This window comes from Rhodococcus sp. 27YEA15 (genome assembly GCF_049739425.1).
Classification (GTDB): Bacteria; Actinomycetota; Actinomycetes; order Mycobacteriales; family Mycobacteriaceae; genus Rhodococcus_F.
Map to the genome: position 1 here is coordinate 4,738,376 of NZ_JBMHHW010000001.1, position 23,942 is coordinate 4,762,317.

The window sequence follows — 23,942 nt, forward strand, 5'->3', positions numbered from 1 at the left end:
TCTCCTTTGTCAGTTCGGTTCTCACAGGGTCCATCCACCGTCGACGGCAAGGATCGAGCCTGTGCAGAATGTTGCCTCTTCACTGAGAAACACTGCAGCTTTTGCAATTTCGGATACTTGACCGAGGCGACCGAGTACGGTTGCGTCCTCGATCCGCGCTTTGGCGGCCGGCGACACAGCGTCAGTCATGTCGGTCTCGACGAACCCTGGGACCAGGACGTTGACGCGAATTCCGTCACGCGCCACCTCCTTTGCCAGCGAGCGCGAGAACCCGATCAGAGCTGCTTTGGCGCTCGAGTAGGCCGTGTCGCCGGCATGGCCGATGATTCCCACGACCGACGAGACTACGACGATACTCGGCGACTGGCCCCGAGCCAGATGGGGAAGCGCAGCATGGGCCAGAGCCGCTGTCCCCCGCACATTGGTTTCGACGACCTCCCACCATGCCGTTGAATCCATCTCGGCCAGTCGTCCACCTGCCCACTGTCCCGCATTGAGGACCAAGGTATCCAGTCGGCCCCACTGTTCGACCACCGAATCCACCGCGGTTGCGGCCGTATCAGGGTTCGACAGGTCGAACGAAACGGGAAATATTCTTCCCAAATGCTTTTCGGCCAGATTTTGCGCCTGCACCATGCCGTTTCGATAGGTGACACCGACGCGGACTCCACGCTCGGCGAGAGCGCCGGCAATCGCCGCACCGATCCCCCGTGAGCCGCCCGAGACCAGACCGACTCTCCCTGAGTTACTACCGTCTTGGATCATACTAGGACTGTACCGATCGTTCGAATTTTGTCCAGACTTTTTCCTTAAATAGCAGTTCAAATCAATATATGAACCCTGTAGGAAAGCCTTTAGAGCTAGACCAATCGTTCCATTTAGGGTTGTGCAAACTCACGAGACCATGCTAAACCTGTGACTGACAGCACAGTTTCGAGCGATTCGCGAGCCGCCTCGACGGCCCCGGAGACGTCATCTCGAGACGAGGGATGCAGTCCGCTGGTACCCGACCCGCGTGCGATTGCGATCGCACGCCGCCAACCGTCCGACGTCAGTCCGCAATTCGATGCGAACACCTGGAGACATGCATGAAAGTACTTGCAGAAAAGAAAGATTCGGTCAGTCCCGGCAAAGTCGCATTTGCGAGCTTCGTGGGAACTGCGATCGAGTGGTATGACTTCTTCATCTTCGGCACCGCGGCTGCACTGGTGTTCAGCGGAACGTTCTTCCCATCTCTGAGCCCCGCCTCTGGCACCTTGGCTGCATTTGCCACCTTCGGTGTGGCGTTCTTCGCCCGACCGGTCGGAGCTATCGTATTCGGTCACTTCGGCGACAGAGTTGGCCGCAAGAAGATGCTCGTGTTGTCGCTCGTGCTCATGGGTTCCGCCACCGTCACGATCGGACTGATACCCACCTACGACCAGATCGGCATCGCTGCACCAGTTCTGCTGGTACTGGCTCGTCTCGTCCAGGGATTCGCAGTCGGCGGTGAATGGGGTGGCGCAGTACTGATGGCCGTAGAGCACGCGCCACCGAAACGGCGCGCGTTCTACGGTAGTTTTCCGCAAGCCGGAGTCCCGGCCGGCCTCGTCTTGGCGACTTTCGCCTTCATACTCGTCGAATTACTTCCCGATGATCAGATGATGTCCTGGGGTTGGCGACTTCCGTTCCTGGCCAGCGCCGGCCTCGTCGTGGTCGGCATGTACGTTCGCCTCAAAGTAGTCGAGTCCCCGGAGTTCGAAGAGGTCAAACAACAGGACAAGGTCGCCGACTTTCCGATCCTCACCGTCTTGCGCGAACACAAGATCTCGCTGTCGGTCGGAATCCTGACCCAAGCGGCATCTCTCGTGCCCTTCTACCTGGTCACCGTTTTCGTTCTGTCGTACGGCCCCAAGGAACTCGGCCTCTCACGACACACCATACTCGTGAGCCTTCTCGTTGCCTGCGCTGTTGACATCTTCACGGTTCCCTACGCATCGGTGATCGCCGACCGTGTCGGCGCCAGGAAGATGCTGATATTCGGATCGATCTACATGGCGGTCATCGCATACCCATTCTTCTGGCTACTGTCGACTGGAAGCGGACTCGCTGTACTTCTCGCTATGTTCCTGGTCATCACGATCGGCCATGCCGTCACGTACTCCGCTGTCGCCGCCTATGTTTCAGGACTCTTTCCCGCCTCGATCCGGTACACGGGAGCGTCCGTGTCCTACCAGTTCGGCGGGGTCGTGTTCAGCGCACCTGCGCCTTTCATCGCGGCAGCTCTGACCGCGGCCACTACCGGGCAGTGGGCACTGGCGATATACGTCGCTGCAGCCTGCCTGGTGTCGATTCTGGCCCTCACCCTGATCAAAGCTGCAAAGGTGGCACACTGATGATCCCCACGAATCACACGCATGAAACAAGCGAGACGACATGGGAGTCGATTGAATCCCGAATGGACAAGAATCCGTTCGGCCCAGACTTCAACACAGCACACGAAATATGCACGCGATACGCGAACAATACCGGCATGCTCGCCATATCCGTTGTCCACGAAAATCTCTCGGTTGAGAGATGGACTTTCTCGGAGTTGGACAGACAAGCTTCCAAAGCTGCACGCATGTTCGCCCAAGCCGGACTCCAGCCGGGCGATCGTGTCGCCGGTCTGCTCTCGCGGCAGATCGAAAGCTGGATCACTGCCTTGGCCGCTTGGCGGTCCGGTCTCGTCTACGTGCCGCTGTTCGGCGGGTTCGCGCCCCATGCCATCGGCACGCGCCTGGAATCAGCTCACGCAAAAGCCGTTGTCGTCGACCACAAATATCGTGCCGCGCTGGTGTCAGCACAGACAACCTTCGACCTCGACCTCACCGTCTACGTGGTTGGTGACGCCGGAAGCTCCACCCAAGTCGACGACGTGTCATTTCACCAGTCTCTCGACGAGGCATCCGCGGACGGGCCGATCCGGCCGACAACGCGGCATGACGCCGCGACACTGTTGTTCACCAGTGGAACCTCCGGCACCCCCAAAGCCTGCGAAATGCCTCATGCCGCATTTATGTCCGTACTTCCTTACGCTGCAAACACTTTCGGAACCTCACGACAAAGCACGATATTCAGCACTGCAGACCCGGCGTGGGCGTTCGGCCTGTACAGCACGGGTGCTGCCGTCATGGCCTTGGGGATTCCCCGCGTCATGTACTCGGGACCGTTCGTTGCGGAAGCATGGCACCGAATCATCGAGACCGAACACGTCACTGCGTTGGCAACTGCGCCTGCCGCGCTTCGACGGCTCGCGCCGGTGTTCAGATCACGCGGAGTACCCGGACACCTCCGTACCGTCGCTGCCGCGGGTGAACCTCTAACCGCTGCTCTAGCTCAGGAGTGGGCCGAGACCGGAGCACCGTCCATCCGCAACGGATACGGACTGTCCGAGGTAGGTATGCTTCTCGGCGATCCGATCGGTGCCGAGACTCTGATGCGACCAGGAATGCTCGCATCAGTGATCCCAGGATTCGACGTGTTCCTTGCCGATCGAGACGGAATTCCGGTGGACTCCGGCGAACCCGGCATGGTCGCAGTGCGACGGCCTCGACACCAGATGTCCCGCGGCTACGAGAACGCCCCTGATCTGTGGTCCCAGCGGTGGCGGGGTGACGTCTTTCTCACCGAAGACCTTGCCGTAGTCGACAGCGACGGCAGATGGCGGGTACTCGGTAGAGACGACGACATGATGGTGATTTCCGGACACAACATCAGCCCCGTCGAGGTGGAGAACGCCTTGTTGCAGCATACGGCGGTTACGGACGCGGCCGCGGTGTCGTTCGCTGATCCGACGCGCGGTGACGTCATTCGCGTCGTAGTCGTCCGGCATGATGCGAGTACCGACGCAGATGCCGACTTCGCGGAACAGCTCAAAGCCCTCGTTGCCGACCGTGTGGGCCGATTCGCCACACCGCGCATTGTCGACTTCGTTAGCGAATTACCCCGCACCGAGGTCGGAAAGCTTCGACGCGCAGCACTGCGGAACAGCGCCGTCGAGGCCGCACGGTAATGCGCGCGATTGTGGTGTCCGATCAGCAAGGACCCGAGACGATCGGCCTCGAAACGGTTTCGGAACCCCGCCCCGACGGCGCGTCGATCGTCGTAGACGTGCACGCTGTGGGTGTCACCTTTCCCGACCTGTTGCTCACCCGAGGGCTGTATCAGTACCGACCGGAACTTCCGTTCGTTCCCGGCGGAGAGGTTGCAGGAATTGTGCGATCGGCACCACCAGGGTCGGGATTCTCGACTGGTGATCGGGTTGTCGGATTGACCGGAGTAGGCGGCGCAATGGCGGAAGTTGTCCTACTCACTCCCGAAACGACGTTCCCCTTACCGCGGCACATTCCGCTCACAACGGCTGCCGGAATCCTCTTCAATTACCTCACTGCGCACTTCGCGCTGCGGCATCGTGGGTCACTCACACCGGGGGAATCGGTTCTCGTCCACGGCGCGGCCGGCGGTATCGGTACTGCTGCAATGACATTGGCTGAGCGGCTCGGCGCTGCCCGCACGATTGCCGTGGTCAGTACGCCGGAAAAAGCCGACTATGTTCGTTCCCTGGGCGCATCGGAGGTGGTAGGGACGGAGCAGTGGCGAGACGACGTCCATCGGATGACCGACGGCCGAGGTGTAGACATCGTCGTCGATCCGGTAGGAGGTGATCGATTCACGGACAGCATCCGATCACTGGCCGCCGGGGGTCGAATCCTGGTACTCGGTTTCACTGCTGGCAGCATCCCCATCGTCAAAGTGAATCGGTTGCTTCTCGCGAACGTATCCGTCGCGGGTGTCGCATGGGGAAGCTGGTGGATGGAAGATCCACGACGACTTCGGACGCAATGGGACGAACTCGCCCCGTTGCTCGATTCCGGGCAGTTGACGGTGCCTGCACCGAAGGTGTTTCCACTCGAAGAAGCGGCTGAGGCGTTGCATGCGATGGAGGTGCGGTCCGCCGTGGGAAAGATCGTTCTCGCTCTTCGATGACATGACCCGACGACATGGCGTGAAGCGGTCGCACAACCGGGAAGGGCTGTGCGACCGCGGAGATGCCGCTACCTATCCCGGTGATGCACCGTCCGGGAAGTCGGTGGACTCGCCGAGCTCGCGCCACTGATCGAGTTCCTCGTCGAACTCGACCCTGGCTTCTCTGACCAGTCGGTGTGCATCGGTGCCGAGCACGAGGTGACCAGGCGGATTCGGGGTGTCGACGAGAGCCAGAAGTGCAGCGCCGGCAGCTGCCGGGTTACCGAGCTGGCTCCCGCTCCTCTTCTGTCTACCTTGACGAATGGGGTCCATGAATTCGTCGTAGTCGGAAATGCTGCGCTCGACGCGAGTCATCGAGCGCCCGGCCCAGTCGGTGCGGAATCCGCCGGGTTCGATACTCGTGACGTGGATTCCGAACGCCGAGAGTTCCAGTCGGAGACTGTCCGCGATTCCTTCGACTGCGAATTTGGTGCCGTGATACGCGGCCAGCCCGGGGAAGGCGCGCAAGCCGCCCATCGAGGTGATGAAGATGACGTGCCCGCGGCGACGTCGACGGAGATACGGCAGAACTGCCTGGGTAACGGCGACCACTCCGAAGACGTTGACCTCGAACTGCTCCCGGAACGTATCCAGGCTGGTTTCCTCGAATACGCCTTCGACGCCGTATCCGGCATTGTTGACCAACACATCGATCGGTCCGACGTTCTCTTCGACGAAGGAAACCGCAGCCGAGATCGCATCGGTGTCAGTGACGTCGAGGAGGACACCGTGTGCGCGACCTGGTCTCAACGCCTCGAACTCCGCGATCTGATCCTGCCCGCGTAGTGTGCCCGCCACGGTGTGCCCGGCATCGAGTGCCGCGATCGCGAATGCTCGTCCGAGGCCGGTGCTGACACCGGTGATCAGGAACGTGTGTGACATGCGTGATGCTCCTTCAGGTGGTTGTCCGTAAAAGTCCGTGCAGGACGGTCCGAGCTAGCGACGCGGCCGCTTCCTCGGTGAGTTCGTAGTGGCCGGTCAATCGACGAAAAACCAACGGACCGAAAAGAATGTCGATGACATCGTCGATTCCGACCGTCTCGTCGACGTCACCTCGATCGAGGCCTCGCTGCCATAGCGTCGCGATCGCGGCGCGGCGTCCGTTGAGGAAGTATTCGCGAAAGTACGACGCTCCCGGCGGATCGTCGACGCAGGCTGCGACCAACTGCGCGAAGACCACCCCGAGATCACTTGCATAGAATGCACTGACTCTACGTACCTGCTCGGTGAGGTCACCGACCGTGCTTCCGGTGTCGGGCAGCGGTAGCGCATCGGACATCATGTGCCCGAATGCCTTTGCCGCTACCGCGGTGCGCGAAGGCCAGTGCTTGTAGATGGTCGCCTTACTGACATCCGCCCGCTGTGCGATCGCGTCCACCGTCGCCGCCGGATAGCCGCCTTCACGAATCAGTTCCTGCGTGGCTTCGAGCACCGCTCGATGAATGCGGTCGCTACGAGGCCCGGTCGGGTGCGCGATGATGCCGTCTTCGTATCCGACCGCCGCCTCACCACCGAATCGAGCATCAGGGTGCACTGCCGGTCAATTCGTCGAACTCTTCATCGGTGAGAGTGACCCCGGCACCGGCAATGTTGTCCTCGACGTGCACGACCGAGGAGGTACCGGGTATCGGCAACATCACCGGCGAGCGTCGGAGCAACCAGGCGAGGGCCAGTTGCGACAGCGATGCATTGTGTCGTTCGGCCGCGGCGGCAAGCGGCCCGTCGCCCTTGGTGAGAGCGCCTGTCGCTAGAGGGAACCACGGAATGAATCCGATCCCGTTATCCTGTGCGTAATTCAGCAGCGGCTCTGCCGAGCGGTCGGCAAGATTGAACAGATTCTGCACCGAGACGATGGTCGCGACCTTCGATGCTGCTTCGAGTTCTGCAACGGTCACCTCCGACAGTCCGATGTGGCGGATCTTGCCTTCGTCTTGGAGAGCTTTCAACTCACCTACCTGGTCTTCGAGTGGAACGTCCGGGTCGATGCGATGCAACTGGAACAGATCGATCCGCTCCACGCCGAGGTTTCGCAGACTCAACTCAGCCTGCTGACGCAGGTAGGCCGGCCGGCCCACCGGAGTCCATATTCCAGGCCCCTGCCTGGTCAAACCCGCCTTCGTGGCGACGACCACACCGTCGCGGTACGGGCTGAGCGCCTTTTTCACGAGTTGCTCGGCCACGACAGGGCCGTAGGAATCTGCGGTGTCGATGAAGTTCACACCGAGTTCGACGGCGCGCTGCAACACCCGCACGGCCTCGTCCGGATCCTTCGGGTCTCCCCACACCCCCGGCCCGGTCAGCTGCATCGTGCCGAATCCCAGGCGGTTGATTTCGAGATCTCCGCCGAGGGTGAACGTCCCGCTTGCTGTGGCATCAGTGAGAGTCATCTGAGCTCCTTTCAAAGTAAACTGTACTCCCAGTTCACTTTTGTGACGAGGACTCGACAAGGCTTCGACCCACCGTGACCGGAACCATTGCCGACAGCGCAGCGGGCATGATGGCCTGTAAGGCAGTCGACGTGAGGGGTCCATCGAATGAATCGAGCCGATCGCAGTGCGGGCGATGCCGACTACACAGCGATCGGCGACCGATACTCGTACTATCGACGACCGGAACCCGTCATAGAAGCCGCGATTCGCGACGCACTCGCCGGCGCGTCCACGCTGCTCAACGTCGGGGCAGGCGCAGGGTCCTACGAGCCCCGCGATCTGGATGTGACAGCCGTCGAGCCGAGCGCGGCGATGCGCGCCCAACGACCCCCGCACCTCGCGGAGGCGATCGATGCCGACGCCGAGCATCTTCCGTTCGCGGACAACCGATTCGATGCAGCGCTGGCGTCGTTCACCATCCACCAGTGGAAGGACCTCGCCGCCGGGCTACGAGAACTTCGACGGGTGACGATCGGCCCGATAGCGATCCTGACATGCGATCCTACTGTGCTACAGAGATTCTGGTTGTTCGACTACGCGCCAGAGGTGATCGAGGTGGAGGCCGCCCGCTACCCACAGCTGTCTACCGTCTCGTCCCTTCTCGGCGGCATCACGACCATCGAGAAGATCGACATTCCACTCACCTGCTCGGACGGATTCAGCGAGGCGTACTACGGACGCCCCGAGGTTCTTCTCGATCCCGGTGCCCGACGGGCGAACTCCGCGTGGAGCTTCGTCGCCGACAGCGTTCAGACACGATTCGAACGAGAACTCCGAGCGGATCTCGAATCCGGAGCCTGGGATGCGCGTTACGGAAATTTTCGGACTCGACCGATGTTCGACGGAGCTCTCCGCCTGATTGTCGGTACCGAATGACCAGCAGTCGTGGCCGGTCCGCGCCCTAGGCGCTGGTCGGCCACGCAGTCAGCATCGTGTCGAGCGCGTCGAGGATCCGCGACCAGGATTCCTCACTGTCCGGGGCGCTGTGACTGAACGATCCGCCGAGCTCGAGACTGGTGTATCCGTGAAAGATGCTGCCGAGCAACCTGACTGCGTGCGTCTGATCCGGTTCAGCGATGTCGTAACCGCGTAAGATTGCCCGGATCATCTGCGAGTGCCTGACACCGGCGCTGGCCGCCGCAACGTCCGGGTCGAGACGCATCTGTGTGGCTGCGTACCGGCCGGGGTGCGCCCGTGCATAGTCGCGGTAGACGTTCGCGAATGCCACCAAGGCGTCCCGCCCGGCACGGCCTGCCAGTGCGTCAGCCGCCAGGTCTGCCATCTCTTCCAGACCGAGTAGAGCGATCCGCACTTCGAGATCCTGGGAACTTTTCAGGTGCGAATACAAACTGGCGACCTTGACGTCGAAGATCCTCGCCACCGCTGAGAGCGTCACCTGCTCGAAGCCGATTTCGTCGGCCAGGTCCGCCCCCGCCACCGTCAGTCTTTCCGGAGTAAGCCCTGCTCGTGCCATCTCACCGTGTTCCGTTCGATTGAGTGCCAAATCACTTGCCTAAATACTATAGGCAAATTACTGTGATGCATAGCCAGTGGTTCATCGACCTTTCCGAACCTGACGAGGAGTCAGCCGTGTTGCCCATCACCGAACGTGAAATCAGATCATCGTTCGTCAACTGTTCCAAGGGAGACGCCAAACGCCTCCCCGTACCACGCGACCTCGACGAACGCCGCTGGGACGACCTCGAGTTCCTCGGCTGGAACGACCGTTCCATGCCCGGACGTGGCTACCTGGTCGTGCCACAGGACGACACACTCGTGGGAATCGCCCTGCGCTACCAAACCGGCAAATCAGGGCGCGCACAGATGTGCACGATCTGCCTCACGACGCACACCAGCGGCGGAGTCTCGCTACTGACCGCGGCCAAGACCGGCGAAGCCGGACGTCGAGGCAACACCGTCGGAACGTACATGTGCACCGATTTGGCGTGCTCGCTGTACGCGCGGAACATCAAGCGTCCGGCGCTGGGAAATCGCTACCAGGAAGCTCTGTCTCTCGAGGAGAAGGCAGAGCGCGTCCGCACCAACATCGACGCCTTCGTGGCGCGTCTCGGCGACTGACTTCACTCAGGTCAGATCGTCGACGACTGCGGTGAGCGGCCCCCCGGCATCCCCGGTGTTGACGACACCGGCCGGTTCGATCAGCATCACTTCGGCCTCCTCGTCGGCGATCGGGCAGTGCTCGACGCCGCGCGGAACGACGAACAGTTCGCCGGGGCCCAGCGCCACCTCGCCGTCGCGAAGTTGAATGCGAAGGTGTCCTTTCAGTACCAGGAACAACTCGTCCGTGTCGGCGTGGGAATGCCAGACGAATTCGCCTTCGACCTTGACGATCTTGATGTCGTAGTCGTTGAGGGTCGCGATCTTCTTCGGTGACCACTGCTCGGTGAACTGGGCGAACGTGTCGTGGAGTGAGACGGCAGACATGATGATCCTTCGGTTCGGGGCGGTGCGACGGCCCCAGTGTGCTTTACCTCCCCGGCCCGCCTCTTGTACGTTTCTGACATGGACCCCGAGGGTGTGCAGGTCACCGCGTGGGCACCGGGAGTGGACGGAATTTCCGAGGTGTTCCACGCCGATTTCGTGGGCCACGCGTATCCCAAACACACGCATGATCAGTGGTCGCTCATGCTCGTCGACCGGGGGTCGATCGCCTACGACCTGAACCGCCGATCGCACGGCGCCGCACCGGAGATCGTCACTCTACTTCCGCCCGGTGTGGCGCACGACGGGCTGCCCGGCACTGCCGCAGGATTTCGGCAGCGAATCCTCTACCTCGAGACCTCCGTCCTCGGTGAAGAACTGATCGGCCGCGCGGTGGACAACCCGGAAATTCGGGATCCACTGCTACGCAGACGAATCAATCAGCTTCACCGCACCCTGACTACCTCGGACGATTCTCTGGAAGCCGAGAGCCGGCTCGTACTTCTCGGCGACGGGCTGAACCACATCCTCGAATCCCCCAGCGGAGAAACACATTCCACTCAAAGCACGAGCCGGCGGATCGCCGAACAACTGCGGGGGCTGCTCGACGCGCGTCTGATCACCGGAATCACCATGCGCGAAGCGTCGGAGATCCTGCAGGTCAGCCCCACGTACCTGATCAAGAACTTCTCTGCGCATTTCGGGTTGCCGCCGCACACGTACCTGACCGGCCGCCGCATCGACCTCGCCCGGCGCGGCCTCCTCGAAGGCCGCGCCATCGCCGATGTCGCTGCCGACGTGGGGTTTCACGATCAATCCCACTTCGCGCGGCACTTCGTCAGACATCTCGGCACCACACCGGGCCGGTTCGCCAGGTCCGGCGCACCGGTCGTCAGCGAGCCACGAGTGCGCGCAGCGCCGCCACGATTTCCGACGGCGCTTCCTCTGCCATGAAGTGCCCGGCGTTGGTCGTGTAATGCTCGAGATCGGGTGCCCAGGCCCCCCAGACCGCAGCAGCGTCGTACCCGAGTGCGGCTCCCCAATCCTGTTGGATCACCGTGACCGGCATCGCGAAGGTGTTGCCTGCATCCACATCTGCTTGATCGTGAACGGTGTCGATCCCGGCCGACGCGCGGTAGTCCGCGACGATCGACGGCACCGCATCCGCACTGGCCTTCAGATATGCAGCTCGGTACTCCGCCGGCAGGGCTTCGGGCTTTTTCGTCCACGCATCCAGGAAATAGGTGAAGAAGGCGTCGGAACTGTTGGCGATCATCACCTCCGCCAGACCGGGCGGCTGCGCCATCAGATACAGATGAAATGCCACCGCCGCCGATGTTCCCTGCAGCACCTTCCACATGTCGAGCGTGGGGAGAACGTCCAGACCCGCGAAATGCGTTACCGCCTCCGGATGATCCATAGCGGTACGGAATCCGACCAGGGCACCGCGATCGTGGCCCGCCAGCGCGAATTGCTCATGCCAGAGCGCCTGGGCGAGGGCCACGACGTCGTTGCCCATCGTCCGGTTGGAGTACGTGTTCTCGTCGACTTCGGCCGGCTTGTCGCTGTCACCGTATCCGCGCAGATCCGGGCAGATGACGGTGCACTCACGGGCGAGTTCGCCGGCAACGTGACGCCACATGAGATGGGTCTGCGGGAAGCCGTGCAGCAGCACTATCGGGCTGCCACTTCCGCCGACAGCGACGTTCAGTGCCACACCGTCGGCAACGGTGATGCGGCTATACTCGAAACCCGGAATGGACAGTGCCATGGGTGAATCCTTTCGTGGACGAACTGACACCTTCAGGTTGCCGTCCGCGAATCAGCATCCGATCAGCATCGAGGTCAGGCCGTCGTGGACATCAAGATCGGCATTCTCGGCCCTACTGCCGCATGGAGTTCGACCGGCGACGACGTACCACTCAAGGGGCCGCGGCACAGGATGCTCCTCGCCCGGCTGATTCTGGCGCGTGGCCGTGCCGTTCCACTGTCCGTACTGGTCGACGACGTCTGGGAGCGCCCGCCTGCCGATCCGGTCGGCGCCCTACGCACCTTTGTCGGCGATCTCCGTCGCGCGCTCGAACCGAATCGTCCCCCACGGGCCACACCGCAGATCCTCGTCACGAAGGGCCACGGCTACGCACTGCGCGTGCCACCGCGGAACGTCGACGCCTGGGCCTTCGAGAAGTCTGTCAACGCGGCACGCATGATGGCTCCCCAGGCCGCCGAGTCCGAGCTCGCCACTGCGCTGCAGTCGTGGCGGGGACCGGCGCTCAGCGACGTCGACAGTGAACCGTGGGCACGAGCGGAGCGGTCGCGGTTGACCGAACTGCGCTTGCAGTCGGTCGAGATACATGCTCGGGCGCGTATAGACCTGGGCCGGATCGAGGAGACGATTCCCGATCTCGACGCCCATGTCGCCGATCATCCGTGGCGCGAAAACGGTTGGCATATGCTCGCGTCGGCGTTGAATCAGATGGGACGACAAGGCGATGCGCTCGCAACGATCCGGCGGGCGCGCACCATCTTGGCCGACAACCTCGGTATCGATCCCGGACCGCAGCTCCAACAGCTCGAGACCGAGATCCTCCGACAGACCGACAGCCGAACCGACAGCCGAACCGGAACCGAAGGTTCCGAACGGCTGTGGATTACCGCGACCGACAGCTTCCGTCAGGCAACGGCTTCGTCGGGTGGTTCGCGCACACATCTGCGCACCACGGTGGACGTACTACGCAACCTGGCGATCACCGGCGGCAGCGGGCTCCGACTTGCCCGTGCGCAACGACTGACGGCGATCAGGGCAGCCGAGGACATCGGCGACGTGGAACTCACCGCCCGCGTCGTCGGCGCGTACGACGTTCCGGCGATCTGGACCAGATCCGACGACGAGGACCAGGCCGCTGCGGTGGTGGCCGCAGCCCGGCGGACGTTGGCCCGACTTCCGGACGACGCGTCCGATACGATTCGGGCAAAGCTGTTGTCCACCATTGCAATCGAGTGCAGAGGCCGACCTGATCGAGGCGGCATTGTCGCTGCCGCACAGGCCGAGCAACTCGCCCGCGGCGTGGACGATCCGGCGGTTCTCGCCTTCGCCCTGGGCGGGGTGTTCATGCAGTCGTTCGGACGCACCGGACTCGCGGGCACTCGCGACGGAATCGGCGCGGAACTGATCTCACTGTCCGCGCGAGGAGAATTGACAACGTACGAGATACTCGGTCATCTGGTCCGCATGCAGGCCAATTGCGCGTTGGACGAGCTGGAGATCGCCGACTTTCACGCCGAGGCCGCAGACACCCTCGCCGCGCGATACGAGTCACCGTTGGTGAGCCTGTTCACCCGCCTGTTCAGAGCTCTCCGCCTGGCGATGACCGATCAATCTCCCGCTGTCGTCGCCGCAGCATATCGGGCCGCCGAGGGCGAGTTGGCCAACTCGGGCATGCCCGGACTGGCGGACGGTCTCATCCCCCTGGCTCTTCTTGCGGTGCGGGTACGTCATGGTCGGCCGGCACCCGTCGACCCTGACATCGACTGGGGAGTGCACTTGCCGTGGGTACGGCCACTCGTGCTACTCGCACAAGGTAATCCCGAGGGTGCCGCGGAGGCGCTTCGCGTCGTACCCACGCCCCCACCGGGACATCTGGCGGAAGCGTTGTGGTGCCTGGTTGCCCGCGCAGCGGTCGCGGTCGACGACCAGGTGGCCATGCGCCGGGCGTACGTCGCGTTGTTGCCCGCGAAGGCAGAGATTGCCGGTGCCGGCAGCGGCGTCGTGACACTCGGGCCCACCGCCGACCATCTCGCCGCTCTGTCCACGGCGTTGAAAAGATAACTTGTCTCCCCATCGACGTGTCGGCAAGGGACGATAGGTGGCCCCTGCCGGACTCGACGTCGACGATGCATTTCAGGGCCCGGTCCGACGGCTCAACTCGTGCTGAATCCGCCGTTGGAGTGAAGGATTTGACCGGTTATCCAGCCTCCGGCGTCGGACATCAGGAATCGAACGAGATCTGCAGTATCGCCGGAGGTACCCAGCCTGCCTGCCGGGGTCTGCAGAGTTGCGGCCTGTCTGATCTCCGGTGTCATCCACCCGGTGTCGATCGGTCCGGGGTTGATGACGTTAGCCCTGACCCCGCGTGATCCGAGTTCGACTGCGGCAGCGATGACAATGCGGTCGAGAGCGCCCTTGCTGGCCCCGTACGGCAGATTGTGGGCCGTATGGTCACTGGTGAGCGCGACGATCCGCCCGGTCACCTGACCGGCGTCGCAATGCTCCGGAAGACGTTCGCCGAACGCTTTGACAAGCAGCCACGTAGCGCGGGCGTTGACGGCGAAATGTCGTTCCCAGCTCTCGATGGTGGTATCGAGGATTGAACTGTCGACGCTTTCGCAATGCGACAACACCAGCCCGCGAAGGTCGTTCCGGGCGGCGGCAGATTCGACCAGTTGAACGGCGACGTCCGGTAAGGCCAGATCGCCCGGAACCAGCTCCACACGGCTTCCGAGTGCCCGGCACCTGTCTGCAATATCCTGCGGGTCATGGGCTCCGCGCGCCGACCCGATCCGTTCGTCGTACGGCCCCCAGTGACCGATCGTCAGATCCCAACCATCCTCTGCGAGTCCCAATGCGAGACTTGCCCCGATCGAACGATCCCGCCCGACTCCGGTGATCAACACGGTTCCACGCTTTTTCGACACTGCTCGCCTCCGTCGACTGCCGGTAAACCGACGCGCACGAACCGAACAGTCGACCGAGTATGGCATCAGTTGGAAGCACCACTGTAGCAGTGGAGTTGGCAGTGCCGGTCGCCCACAGGATCGTCTCGCAGATGTGAGGTGTTCGACACCGCAGATGCACGTTCTTCACCGATGTCACCGTCCGACACCCGTCGGGCGATCTGCGTCGACGGCGAGGCTGCCCGCGAAGGTGCTCTCCCGGCGTTGACGGAGTCGGTGATAACCCAGCGCTGCAACGGCTGTCAATGTCGGGGCGAGTAGGTTCCACCCGGTCAGCACGAGAAGCGCGGACATGACGATCAGCGACAGCAAAGCGCACCACCATCCGAAGCCTCGGGCAGGAAGCAGACGCAACGCCGCGACGAGCCCGATCACGTACACGGCTATCTGCGAAGCGGTGCAGACAAGGACGAGATCGGTGGCGTTCCAACCCGCGAACCACGCCACCGCCAACAAAGCCGCCGAGTAGGCAGTCATCACAGCGAGGCTGCGGCGAGCTACCGAACCCGCAGATGCGCCGTGTGCAAGCCATTTCGGCCCCGAACCGTCCCGGCCCATCGCGGCCCCCAACTTCGAGAGACTGGCAAGGTACGCATTGGTCCCACCGAGCGTGATGATCACGGCCAGTGCCGCGGTCCCGATCACCGCGCCGCGTCCGAGTCGACCCTCGACGAGCGCGGCGATCGGAGCGTTGGTCGATGCCACCGAGGTGCCCAGGACAACCAACATCGTCACCGTGACGAGAACGAACAGGCAGGAGATCACCACCAGCGCAACGGCAGTCGCTCGTCGAATGTCGCGCGCCGGGTTTCGGAATTCCCCAGCCAGGTGCGTCACCGCCTCCCATCCGGTCAACGACCACACCAGCACCAGAGCAGCCGGAACCACCGCCGACCAACCGAACGGCAGAAACTGCTCGAATTGAACTGCGCCGGAGGGTGACTGTGAAAAGATCACTGCCGAAAAGAGACCGAGTACGAGAAGGGCTGTCAACCCAAGTTGTACTCGTCCCGAAAACTTGACACCGAACACATTGGCAGCCACGCATACTGCGAGTAGTACACCCGCAATTACGAAAGTGCCGTCGCGCCCTCCTCCGACAACAGTCTCCAGGTATCCAGCCCCGAACAGAACGAGTGCCGGAACCCCGATCGGCACACCGAGGTAGAACCACCACGACGTCACCGTCGACGCACCCGCACCGAACGCTCGCCGAACGTAGGTCCCCACCCCACCGGAGTCGGGGTGGCGCGATCCGAGCGCCGCGAACGCCGACGCCAGGGGCACCGAGAGCACGAGGAGAGCGACGAGCGCAAGCAACGCTCCCGGTCCGGCCTTGGCGATCGCCACACTCGGTAGCACCAGAATTCCGGTGCCCAGAACTGCAGCGATGTACAGCGCGCTGCCCTCGGCGACGCCCAGTCCTCTACTCATGGCAGCAAGCCTTCCCGACCTGGAAGCCTCGGACGAGTGGCAAAAATGACAACTATCCGTACTATTTGGCCATGCACAAAGTTGCCGTGGCTGTCATCGACGACATGCCGGTGTTCGAGGTCGCAATTGCCTGCGAAGTGTTCGGAATACCCCGTCCCGGACTGCTCGAGCCTGGATACGACTTGATTCTGTGCGCCGTCAGTGGCAAGGACACTCGATTGGGCGGCGGACTCAGTGCGGCGGCAGACCACACTCTCGCCGAACTCTCCGAAGCCGACACCGTCGTGGTGCCCGCGCTGCCCCGATACGACGCACCCGTTCCGTTCGCACTGACCGATGCCCTGCGCGTTGCAGCGCAACGCGGCGCCCGCATCGCGGCCATCTGCACCGGCGCGTTCGCCGTAGCGGAAGCCGGACTTCTCGACGGGCGGACCGCCACGACGCACTGGATGTATGCGGACGAACTCGCCCGTCGATATCCCCACGTCCACGTGGACTCCAACGTGCTCTATACCGCCGGCGGCGGACGCGATGCTCGTGATGCGGACGGGGGCGGTGTCTACACTTCAGCCGGGACCGCCGCCGGACTGGACCTTTGCCTCGAGTTGGTTCGCCAAGACCACGGCGCAGCAGCCGCCTCCGATCTGGCGAGACGGCTGGTTGTTCCACCACATCGGAAAGGTGACCAGGCTCAGTACGTCACCACACCGGTCCCGCTACACTCCGACACGTCCATCTCAGTGGCACTGGACTGGGCGCGTACCCATCTGGCGGACGACATAACACTGAAAGACATTGCCGCCTATTCCAATACCAGCACCAGAACACTGAACCGACAGTTCGACGCCGTCGTCGGCATGGCACCCATGCAATGGCTGACACTGCAACGGGTGACACACGCCCAGGGACTCCTGGAGAGGACAACCCTGTCGATCGAACAGATCGCCGCCGCCAGCGGCCTGGGTACTGCCGCGAATCTACGCAAGCATTTCCTTCGCCACATCTCGGTCACTCCGAGCAGCTACCGTGAAACCTTTGCGCAGCTGCCGCATTGAGCGCATGCACAATCCTGATCCTACCGCGCAGGTAGGGTGATCCGCCGCCGCAGAATCTGGACCTCAGTAAGCTTCGATACTTCCTGGCAGCGGCCGACGAGCTCAATTTTACTCACGCTGACGAGGTACTGTGCATCGCCCAATTAGTACCCACCCGACAGAAGCTATTGGGGAGTGATGCTGTCCGTGCCGGACTGCGAAGGATTCGCCGCCACCGTCGAGCAGTACTTGGAATTGGTAGCGTCATGGCGCGGTTTCGTCGTCATTCCTCGCTCGACCAGCACCTTGCATAGACGCGCCGACGTCGCGATCGTCCCGATGACAGCCCTGGAGTCCAGTCACGTCGTTTTGGTCAGCTGTGTCGGCGACCCGAGACCGGACCCGAACTCCCTCACTGGAAGCTTGAGATGGCCACGTAGCGTGTCGGCGTCGTACTCCGATCGGGCCACACCGCGTTCGGTGAGGATCGGCATTACCTGAGCGCGGAAACGATACCAATCGCCCGGATCCTGTACGAAAACGTTGAATCCGTCTGCTGCGCCGTCGCGATACCAGCTTTGAATCTCGTCCGCCACAGTCTCAGGGGAACCGACAAAGGTCGCCCAATGATCACCGAGGCTGTACAGGGCCTGACGGAGCGTCCATCCCCGGGCATCGGCACGCTCGGCCAGTTCACGGGCTCCGGCCAGAGATTCCGGAGTCGACGGGTCGATGTCGGGGAACGGCTCGTCGAGGCCGAACGCCTCGAAACTCCGGCCTCCGAAGAGTCGTTTCACCTGAGCAAGAAGACGAGCCACAGGAATACGGGACCGAGCATCGTTGTGCGCCTGCACTGCCGCCTCGTCGGTATCGCGGATGACGACGCTCAGCCCGGGCACGAACCGTAACTCCTCGCTCGTTCGGCCATACCGCGCGGCCCGGCTCACGATATCGGATTTCAACTCCAGCGCAGACTCTTTCGTGGATGCGAAGCTGAATACGATTTCACCTACCTGGGCGCTGAGATCACGGCCCTCGTCAGAGGTGCCTGCCTGCACGAGAACGGGTTGCCCCTGCGACGACCGCTGGATGTTCAACGGGCCGGTCACCGAGAAGAATTCGCCGACATGATCGAGTCGGTGCTGTTTGGCGGGATCGAGAAACCGTGCCGCAGTCTTGTCGGTGGCGAACGCATCGTCCTCGTATGAATTCCACAATCCTGTCACCACGTCGACGCTCTCCCGGGCACGTCGATACCTGGTTTCGTAGTCGCCGTGCTGAGTTCGGCTGAAATTTCCCGCAGTACCGGGATCTTGACTGGTGACGATATTCCACGCCGCCCTTCCGCCGCTTATCAGATCCAACGATGCAACACGTCGAGCAATATCCCACGGTTCGCTGTACGTCGTACTCACAGTAGCCACCAAACCGATCCGATCGGTGGCAACCGCAACCGCCGACAGAAGTGTGAGCGGTTCCAACCTGTTCAGATGGTGCGGCGGAAAGCCCGCGTCGATGTACTGACTGTCGACGATGAAGACGAAATCGAAGTGTACGTCCTGAGCTTCTCGGGCCTGCTTGACGTACCAGTTGATGTCAATGCTCGCAGTGGTGGGAATATCTGGGTGCCGCCACAGATCGGCACCGCTGGCGTCTCCGACACCGATCAACACGGCTCCGAGCGTCAAATACTTGTTCTCGAAATCTTTTCCGGTCATCATGAGGACCTTTCTGCCAAGGCATGTCGGAGCTCGCGCCGTTGTTTGCGGGACACCGATCCGCCGGTCAAGGTGGGTGCGGAACCGAGCAAGAGGGCTGTGTACGGGTGTTGCGGGTCGGAGATGACCTCATGCGTAGGCCCGTCTTCGACAATGTCTCCGCGGTAGAGCACTACTACACGATCGACCAGTGCGGCAACGGCACCCAAGTCGTGTGAGATGAACAGTTGGGCGAGTCGACGCGAACGGCCCAGCTCGGAGAGAAGTTTCAGAATCTGGATGCGGTTGACGGAATCGAGTGCGCTCACCGGTTCGTCGAGCAGCAGAAGCTGCGGATCCAGGACGAGCGCTCGGGCGATCGCCACGCGTTGTCGTTGGCCCCCCGAGAGCTCCGCAGGTATTCGGTCCGCGAGGGCAGCGTCCAACCCGACGCTGTCGAGCACTGCTGCAACACGTCCCGACACGATGTCTGGGGCGACCCCGCCGCGCACGATCAGCCCTTCCGCTATGGAATCACCGACCGCCACGTCAGGGTCTAGACTCAGCAGTGGGTCCTGAAAGACGTACTGGACTGCTCCGGTGCGTCTATGTGCCATCCGCTGAGCGTTCGACAGGTTGTCGATCCTACGACCGGAGATCTCGACCGTGCCTGCGGTCGGCTTTACTAGGCCCAGTATCGATCGCGCCAAAGTAGTTTTTCCAGAGCCACTTTCACCGATCAATCCGATCTTCTCACCCACGTCGATGGTCAGATCGATTCCGTGCAATATCTCGGTCCGAGCACGCCGGTTGCCGACTTCCACCCGTAGGTTCGCTAGACGCAACAATACCTCAGACACCAGCCGTAACCTTTCGCACATATGTCTCCAGTCCGTACTCCCTATGGTTGTCGACGAGTTCACGGGTGTACTCGTGCTGTGGATCGGCGAGTAGATCCGCTGATCTTCCGGATTCGACGACAACGCCGCTGCGCATGACGATCACGTGGTCGCACACCTCGGCCACCACAGCGAGATCGTGGGAAACGAAGATGAGAGCAAGACCCAGTTCCTGTCGAAGGTCTTCCAGGAGATCGAGTACCTCAGCCTGAACGGTGACGTCCAACGCCGTTGTCGCTTCGTCCGCGATCAGCAGTTCCGGCTCGGCCGACACGGCAATCGCGATGAGAACTCGCTGGAGCATTCCCCCTGAAAGCTCATGCGGGTACTGGCGATAGACGACCGTGGGGTTGTTCAGGCCCATTTTCTCGAACAGTTCGAGCCCACGCTGTTCGGCATTCGCTCTGGATAGACCGAGAGTTGATCGAAGCGATTCCGCCAGCTGCTCGCCTACACGGATCGAAGGGTTCAGGTACGACGCCGGATCCTGGAACACTGCGGCGATGCGGAGGCCGCGCAGTGGGCGCCAGCGCTTGCTCGGCAAATCCACCAGTTCGATCCCGTCGAAATCGATCGACCCTGCGGTGACATGGACGCCTGCGGACAGAATCCCCAATATCGCACGGCATGTCAGTGATTTGCCACTACCCGATTCGCCGACGATTCCGAGGGACTCGCCGCGGGCCAGGGAGAAATCGACACCGTCGACCAGGACGGTTCCGTCGACAAGTGCGATCCTGAGATCACGTACGTTCAATACATGAGGGCTGGAATTTACTACGTCAGTGGACATTTGCGTTCACCTTAGACCTTTTGACTACGGATCGCCTGGAGCTTCCGCCGGCATCACGCAACGCATCGGCGATGGCGTTGAGCGCCCACACGGTGGCAACTATCAACAACGCGGGCACTACCGGACCGAAAGGCGATTGGTAGAGGTACTGCAAACCACCGGCGAGCAGCCCACCCCACGTCGGATCCGGCGGAACTACGCCTATCCCGAGGAACGTCAGCGACGACACGATGACGAGGCTGGCACCGGTCATGGACGCGAATGTCACACCCACGGCAGGCATCACCTTGCGCACTGCGTGACGTCTGATGATCCACGACGTATCGGCACCCATCAACTCCGCCGCCTCGACGTACTGGGAATTGGCCACGGTGAGGGCAGCGGCGCGGGTCACTCGGTAGAAGGCAGGCGCTATGAGAATGCCGACCGCGAACATCGCCTGTGTCAAACCGTTGCCCAGCAAGGCCGTCATCGCGACCGCAAAGACGAGAAACGGCAACGTGATGAGTGCATCCATCAGTCTGAGCGTGAACCACTCCACCCCGGAACCGAGATAGATGGACAAGAAACCCGGAATCACTCCGAGCAGGAAGCCGATGGTGACACACTGCAATGCCGAGAGCACTGACACCGTCGATCCCGCAAGCAGTCTGCTGAACACGTCACGTCCGACGTTATCCGTTCCGAGCCAATGGACTCCGCTGGGTCCCTGCAGAATCGCCGAGGTGTCCTGCTCGAGCGGATCGAACGGTGCCAGCATCGGCCCGAACACTGCTAGCGCCAGGATCAACCCCAGAACGATCAACGCAGCACGAGCGGACTGATAACGTAAAATAGATATGAGCATGGGATCTCAGTCTCTCCGCTTGGTTGCCGGCTGCAAGGCACTCTGGGCGATGTTGACAACGACGTTGCAGAACAAGACGAATACGATCGCCACGACGAGTGTCCCTTGAACGATGGGAACGTCACCACGGAGCGCCGAGTCTGCGGCCAGTCGACCAAATCCCGGCATGGAGAACATGGTCTCCATAACCACGGCGCCGCCGATCAGTGTGGGGATCTTCATGCCCAGAATGGACAGAGCCGGCCCTGAACCGTTGCGTAGCGCATGTACGAAAAGGATTCGTGACGGGCTGATTCCGCGGACCACGGCACCGGTGACGTAGTTCTGATCTAGTTCGGCGACCAACCCGGTACGTAACTGTCGCGCGATGTCCGCGACGACGTCCATACTCAAGGCTATGGCAGGCATGATGATCAGCGACAACCAGCGGCCGAAATCCTGATCCGGGGGAACGTATCCCGCCGATGGCAACCACTGCAGCCATACGCTGAACACGAGGATCAGCCCGATCGAGATGACGAAGGGCGGCAATGTCGACACTACCGAGGTGTATGCGGTGATGAGCCGATCGAGCAGGCGCCCCCTGTACACGGCCGCGAGCACTCCGAGCCCCACACCGAAAACCAGGCCGATGACCAAAGCGACACCCGCGATGGAGGCGCTCACGGCGAGCCTCTCGCCGATCAACTGACTGACCGGGATCTTGCTGAACCATGACACGCCCAGGTCGCCGCTGAACATACTCGACATCCAGTCCACGTACTGTTGCCACACCGGCTTGTCCAGACCAAAATCGCCGTTGATGCGCGCAATGGTCTCGGGAGTTGCCGCGTCACCTGCAATCCCGGCCGCCGGGTTCAGCCCACTTGCGGCGCCGAGCATGAATGTGATCAGTGTGGAGAAGAGGAACACCGGGACGACGATCAACACCGTATTGAGCGTCAGCCGCGCGACGGTGCCGAGCGCCCCCGGCAGCGCGGAGAGCGCGAATGCTCTCGCTTGGCTGCCGGGGGACAGTTCAGCAGTGCTCACGAGACCGTGACGCCTTCCCAGCGGATCTGGGAGGGCAAGATGTTGAGATTCTTGACTTTCGGGTTGGACACCGTGATCCACGGGTTACTGAAAAGGTAGTTGGTCGGGGACTGTTCGACACCGATCTTCACGGCATCCCACAAGCGCTGCTTGTACTCGGGGTCTTCGAGAGGAGTTCGGCGCACGGTATCGAGTGCCGCAGTGAATTCCGGGGTGGCGTGCGGGCCGCTGAGGTTCATGATACCGGCCGGACCGTAGACGGCGAGCAGGTTCTGCACCGGTGATTCACGTCCGATGGTTCCGTCCGTCGCAAGCTGAGGATTCTTTGCGATGTACACCTCGCTCTGCCACGTCGACGAGCCTGGGGGCACCACTTTGATCGTCGACTCGACGCCGATCTTCTTGAGTTGCGACTGCACCAACTCGGCGCGGTTGGTCGCTGTCGACATCGCTGTCACCTCGATCGACAGCTGCCCCGGCCCGTATCCGGCCTCGGCTAGAAGACGACTTGCCCTGTCCGGATCGTAGTTCCAGAGTTTCTCGATCTCCGGATTGAAGGCCAGATATCCCTCGGGGAACGGCTGGCTCGTCTTGCTTCCGAGCCCGTTGGTGATGACGTCGACGAATACCTGGCGGTCAAACGCGTAGCGGAACGCCTCAACCACCTTCGGATTGTCAAACGGCGCCTTGTTGAGATTGATCGAGACATTGTTGGCAGCAAGTGAGGGCTTCACGGTGACGGTCAGACCCGCAGCCTCCGCTTCTTTGGACTGCAGCGCAGGCAGAGTCGCGAAGTCGATCGAACCCGACTGGACACCGGCAACCAACGTGGCGGGGTCCGGGGCGACACTGAGCTCGAAATGCTCGATGTGAATGTTGTCCGCGTCCCAGTAGTTCGGGTTCTTCTTGAAGTACGCGTGGTCCTCGGCAACGAAATCGGTGATCTCGAACGGTCCCGCGCCGACGGGCCACACACTGAGTTTCTGGGGATCAGCAGCGGCAGTGGGGCTGGCGATCGCGCCAGTGCGTCCGGCCACCAGGTACGGGACCTGGTAATCGGGTTCTGTGAGATGCAACGTCACGTCGGTAGTGCTGTCCGCGGTGATGTTGTCGATTCCGGCAAGTTGATCGCGAAGGAACGAATCCTCCTGCTTCTTACCGCGGTCGAAGAAGTCCTTGACGGCCTGGGCATCGAGCGCAGTTCCGTCCGAGAACGTCAGCGCGTCACGAAGTGTAAAGGTCACGGCCGTACCGTCGGCATTGTACTTCCACGTCGACGCCAGCGCGGGCTCGACATTGCCTTCACCGTCGAGCCTGGTCAATGATGCGTAAGCGAGGCTGATGGTGTTGATGTCGTTTCCGGTCCGACTGGTCACCGGATCCCAGGACGTCGGCAGGCTGAACGCCCACTTGACCGCCGATTCATGAGTGGAACTGCCGCCACCGCACGCGGTGGAAACCAAACCCACGATCACTGCGAATATTGTTGCGCCGACGATCCGCCGGCTCTTTCTTGTCACCTGGTGCTCCTGACAATGCACGAATGAGGGATGAA

23 protein-coding genes are annotated in these 23,942 nt (G+C 62.0%); 8 read left to right on the forward strand and 15 right to left on the reverse strand.

Annotated elements, in window-relative coordinates; all coding sequences use genetic code 11:
- Positions 1–21 precede the first annotated feature (21 nt).
- On the reverse strand, positions 22–765 hold the full coding sequence (locus ABH922_RS22225; RefSeq protein WP_424808976.1) for an SDR family oxidoreductase: 744 nt from the start codon (positions 763–765) through the stop codon (positions 22–24).
- Between the two features lie 323 nt (positions 766–1,088).
- Between ABH922_RS22225 and ABH922_RS22230 the strand changes: the two genes are divergently transcribed.
- From ABH922_RS22230 to ABH922_RS22240, 3 genes are read left to right on the forward strand one after another with little or no spacing between them, the layout of a single operon-like run.
- Positions 1,089–2,375, forward strand: coding sequence for an MFS transporter (locus ABH922_RS22230; RefSeq protein WP_424808977.1), 1,287 nt, complete (start codon positions 1,089–1,091; stop codon positions 2,373–2,375).
- A complete protein-coding gene (locus tag ABH922_RS22235; RefSeq protein ID WP_424808978.1) occupies positions 2,375–4,033 on the forward strand; it encodes an AMP-binding protein in 1,659 nt (552 codons plus the stop codon). The genes ABH922_RS22230 and ABH922_RS22235 overlap by 1 nt, the downstream gene beginning before the upstream one ends.
- Positions 4,033–5,007: an NADPH:quinone oxidoreductase family protein gene (locus ABH922_RS22240; protein WP_424808979.1), complete on the forward strand. Its 975-nt coding sequence runs from the start codon at positions 4,033–4,035 to the stop codon at positions 5,005–5,007. Before ABH922_RS22235 ends, ABH922_RS22240 begins: the two co-directional genes overlap by 1 nt.
- A gap of 72 nt (positions 5,008–5,079) precedes the next feature.
- Here ABH922_RS22240 and ABH922_RS22245 read toward each other — a convergent pair whose 3' ends face one another.
- The 3 genes from ABH922_RS22245 to ABH922_RS22255 are packed head-to-tail and all read right to left on the reverse strand — an operon-like array spanning position 5,080 to position 7,433.
- Complete coding sequence (locus ABH922_RS22245; protein ID WP_424808980.1) at positions 5,080–5,928, reverse strand: oxidoreductase; 849 nt, start codon at positions 5,926–5,928, stop codon at positions 5,080–5,082.
- 13 nt (positions 5,929–5,941) lie between these two features.
- Positions 5,942–6,580, reverse strand: a complete 639-nt coding sequence (locus tag ABH922_RS22250) for a TetR/AcrR family transcriptional regulator (protein ID WP_424808981.1) — start codon at positions 6,578–6,580, stop codon at positions 5,942–5,944.
- Entirely contained in the window at positions 6,570–7,433 is an 864-nt protein-coding gene (locus ABH922_RS22255) for an aldo/keto reductase (protein ID WP_424808982.1), read from the reverse strand. Before ABH922_RS22255 ends, ABH922_RS22250 begins: the two co-directional genes overlap by 11 nt.
- Before the next feature lie 147 nt (positions 7,434–7,580).
- Between ABH922_RS22255 and ABH922_RS22260 the strand changes: the two genes are divergently transcribed.
- Positions 7,581–8,351, forward strand: a complete 771-nt coding sequence (locus ABH922_RS22260) for a class I SAM-dependent methyltransferase (protein WP_424808983.1) — start codon at positions 7,581–7,583, stop codon at positions 8,349–8,351.
- Between the two features lie 25 nt (positions 8,352–8,376).
- Here ABH922_RS22260 and ABH922_RS22265 read toward each other — a convergent pair whose 3' ends face one another.
- Positions 8,377–8,949: a TetR/AcrR family transcriptional regulator gene (locus tag ABH922_RS22265; RefSeq protein ID WP_424808984.1), complete on the reverse strand. Its 573-nt coding sequence runs from the start codon at positions 8,947–8,949 to the stop codon at positions 8,377–8,379.
- A gap of 65 nt (positions 8,950–9,014) precedes the next feature.
- On the opposite strand from ABH922_RS22265, the gene ABH922_RS22270 reads away from it, so the two are divergent.
- Entirely contained in the window at positions 9,015–9,554 is a 540-nt protein-coding gene (locus ABH922_RS22270; protein ID WP_424808985.1) for an FBP domain-containing protein, read from the forward strand.
- A gap of 6 nt (positions 9,555–9,560) precedes the next feature.
- Here the strand turns inward: ABH922_RS22270 and ABH922_RS22275 are convergent, their stop codons facing one another.
- A complete protein-coding gene (locus tag ABH922_RS22275) occupies positions 9,561–9,920 on the reverse strand; it encodes a cupin domain-containing protein (RefSeq protein ID WP_424808986.1) in 360 nt (119 codons plus the stop codon).
- A gap of 78 nt (positions 9,921–9,998) precedes the next feature.
- Between ABH922_RS22275 and ABH922_RS22280 the strand changes: the two genes are divergently transcribed.
- The gene (locus ABH922_RS22280) at positions 9,999–10,871 is read left to right on the forward strand and encodes an AraC family transcriptional regulator (RefSeq protein ID WP_424808987.1); all 873 of its coding nucleotides are present in this window, start codon (positions 9,999–10,001) and stop codon (positions 10,869–10,871) included.
- On the opposite strand, the gene ABH922_RS22285 is transcribed toward ABH922_RS22280, so the two are convergent.
- Complete coding sequence (locus ABH922_RS22285; RefSeq protein WP_424808988.1) at positions 10,810–11,688, reverse strand: alpha/beta fold hydrolase; 879 nt, start codon at positions 11,686–11,688, stop codon at positions 10,810–10,812. The two genes, ABH922_RS22280 and ABH922_RS22285, sit on opposite strands and share 62 nt — an antisense overlap.
- 84 nt (positions 11,689–11,772) lie before the next feature.
- On the opposite strand from ABH922_RS22285, the gene ABH922_RS22290 reads away from it, so the two are divergent.
- The gene (locus tag ABH922_RS22290) at positions 11,773–13,746 is read left to right on the forward strand and encodes a BTAD domain-containing putative transcriptional regulator (protein WP_424808989.1); all 1,974 of its coding nucleotides are present in this window, start codon (positions 11,773–11,775) and stop codon (positions 13,744–13,746) included.
- A 92-nt stretch (positions 13,747–13,838) separates the two neighbouring features.
- Here ABH922_RS22290 and ABH922_RS22295 read toward each other — a convergent pair whose 3' ends face one another.
- Together ABH922_RS22295 and ABH922_RS22300 are read right to left on the reverse strand one after the other, a co-directional pair.
- Positions 13,839–14,612 (reverse strand): SDR family oxidoreductase, encoded by a 774-nt coding sequence (locus ABH922_RS22295; RefSeq protein WP_424808990.1) that lies wholly within the window; start codon positions 14,610–14,612, stop codon positions 13,839–13,841.
- A 174-nt stretch (positions 14,613–14,786) separates the two neighbouring features.
- Positions 14,787–16,085: an APC family permease gene (locus ABH922_RS22300; protein ID WP_424808991.1), complete on the reverse strand. Its 1,299-nt coding sequence runs from the start codon at positions 16,083–16,085 to the stop codon at positions 14,787–14,789.
- A gap of 71 nt (positions 16,086–16,156) precedes the next feature.
- On the opposite strand from ABH922_RS22300, the gene ABH922_RS22305 reads away from it, so the two are divergent.
- Positions 16,157–17,140, forward strand: coding sequence for a helix-turn-helix domain-containing protein (locus ABH922_RS22305; RefSeq protein ID WP_424808992.1), 984 nt, complete (start codon positions 16,157–16,159; stop codon positions 17,138–17,140).
- 338 nt (positions 17,141–17,478) lie between these two features.
- Here the strand turns inward: ABH922_RS22305 and ABH922_RS22310 are convergent, their stop codons facing one another.
- From ABH922_RS22310 to ABH922_RS22335, 6 genes are read right to left on the reverse strand one after another with little or no spacing between them, the layout of a single operon-like run.
- Complete coding sequence (locus ABH922_RS22310; RefSeq protein WP_424808993.1) at positions 17,479–18,837, reverse strand: NtaA/DmoA family FMN-dependent monooxygenase; 1,359 nt, start codon at positions 18,835–18,837, stop codon at positions 17,479–17,481.
- Entirely contained in the window at positions 18,837–19,676 is an 840-nt protein-coding gene (locus tag ABH922_RS22315) for an ABC transporter ATP-binding protein (protein ID WP_424808994.1), read from the reverse strand. The genes ABH922_RS22310 and ABH922_RS22315 overlap by 1 nt, the downstream gene beginning before the upstream one ends.
- Entirely contained in the window at positions 19,669–20,508 is an 840-nt protein-coding gene (locus ABH922_RS22320) for an ABC transporter ATP-binding protein (protein WP_424808995.1), read from the reverse strand. Before ABH922_RS22320 ends, ABH922_RS22315 begins: the two co-directional genes overlap by 8 nt.
- The gene (locus tag ABH922_RS22325; RefSeq protein WP_424808996.1) at positions 20,498–21,355 is read right to left on the reverse strand and encodes an ABC transporter permease; all 858 of its coding nucleotides are present in this window, start codon (positions 21,353–21,355) and stop codon (positions 20,498–20,500) included. The genes ABH922_RS22320 and ABH922_RS22325 overlap by 11 nt, the downstream gene beginning before the upstream one ends.
- Before the next feature lie 6 nt (positions 21,356–21,361).
- On the reverse strand, positions 21,362–22,387 hold the full coding sequence (locus ABH922_RS22330; RefSeq protein WP_424808997.1) for an ABC transporter permease: 1,026 nt from the start codon (positions 22,385–22,387) through the stop codon (positions 21,362–21,364).
- The gene (locus ABH922_RS22335; RefSeq protein WP_424808998.1) at positions 22,384–23,907 is read right to left on the reverse strand and encodes an ABC transporter substrate-binding protein; all 1,524 of its coding nucleotides are present in this window, start codon (positions 23,905–23,907) and stop codon (positions 22,384–22,386) included. The genes ABH922_RS22330 and ABH922_RS22335 overlap by 4 nt, the downstream gene beginning before the upstream one ends.
- Positions 23,908–23,942: the final 35 nt, after the last annotated feature.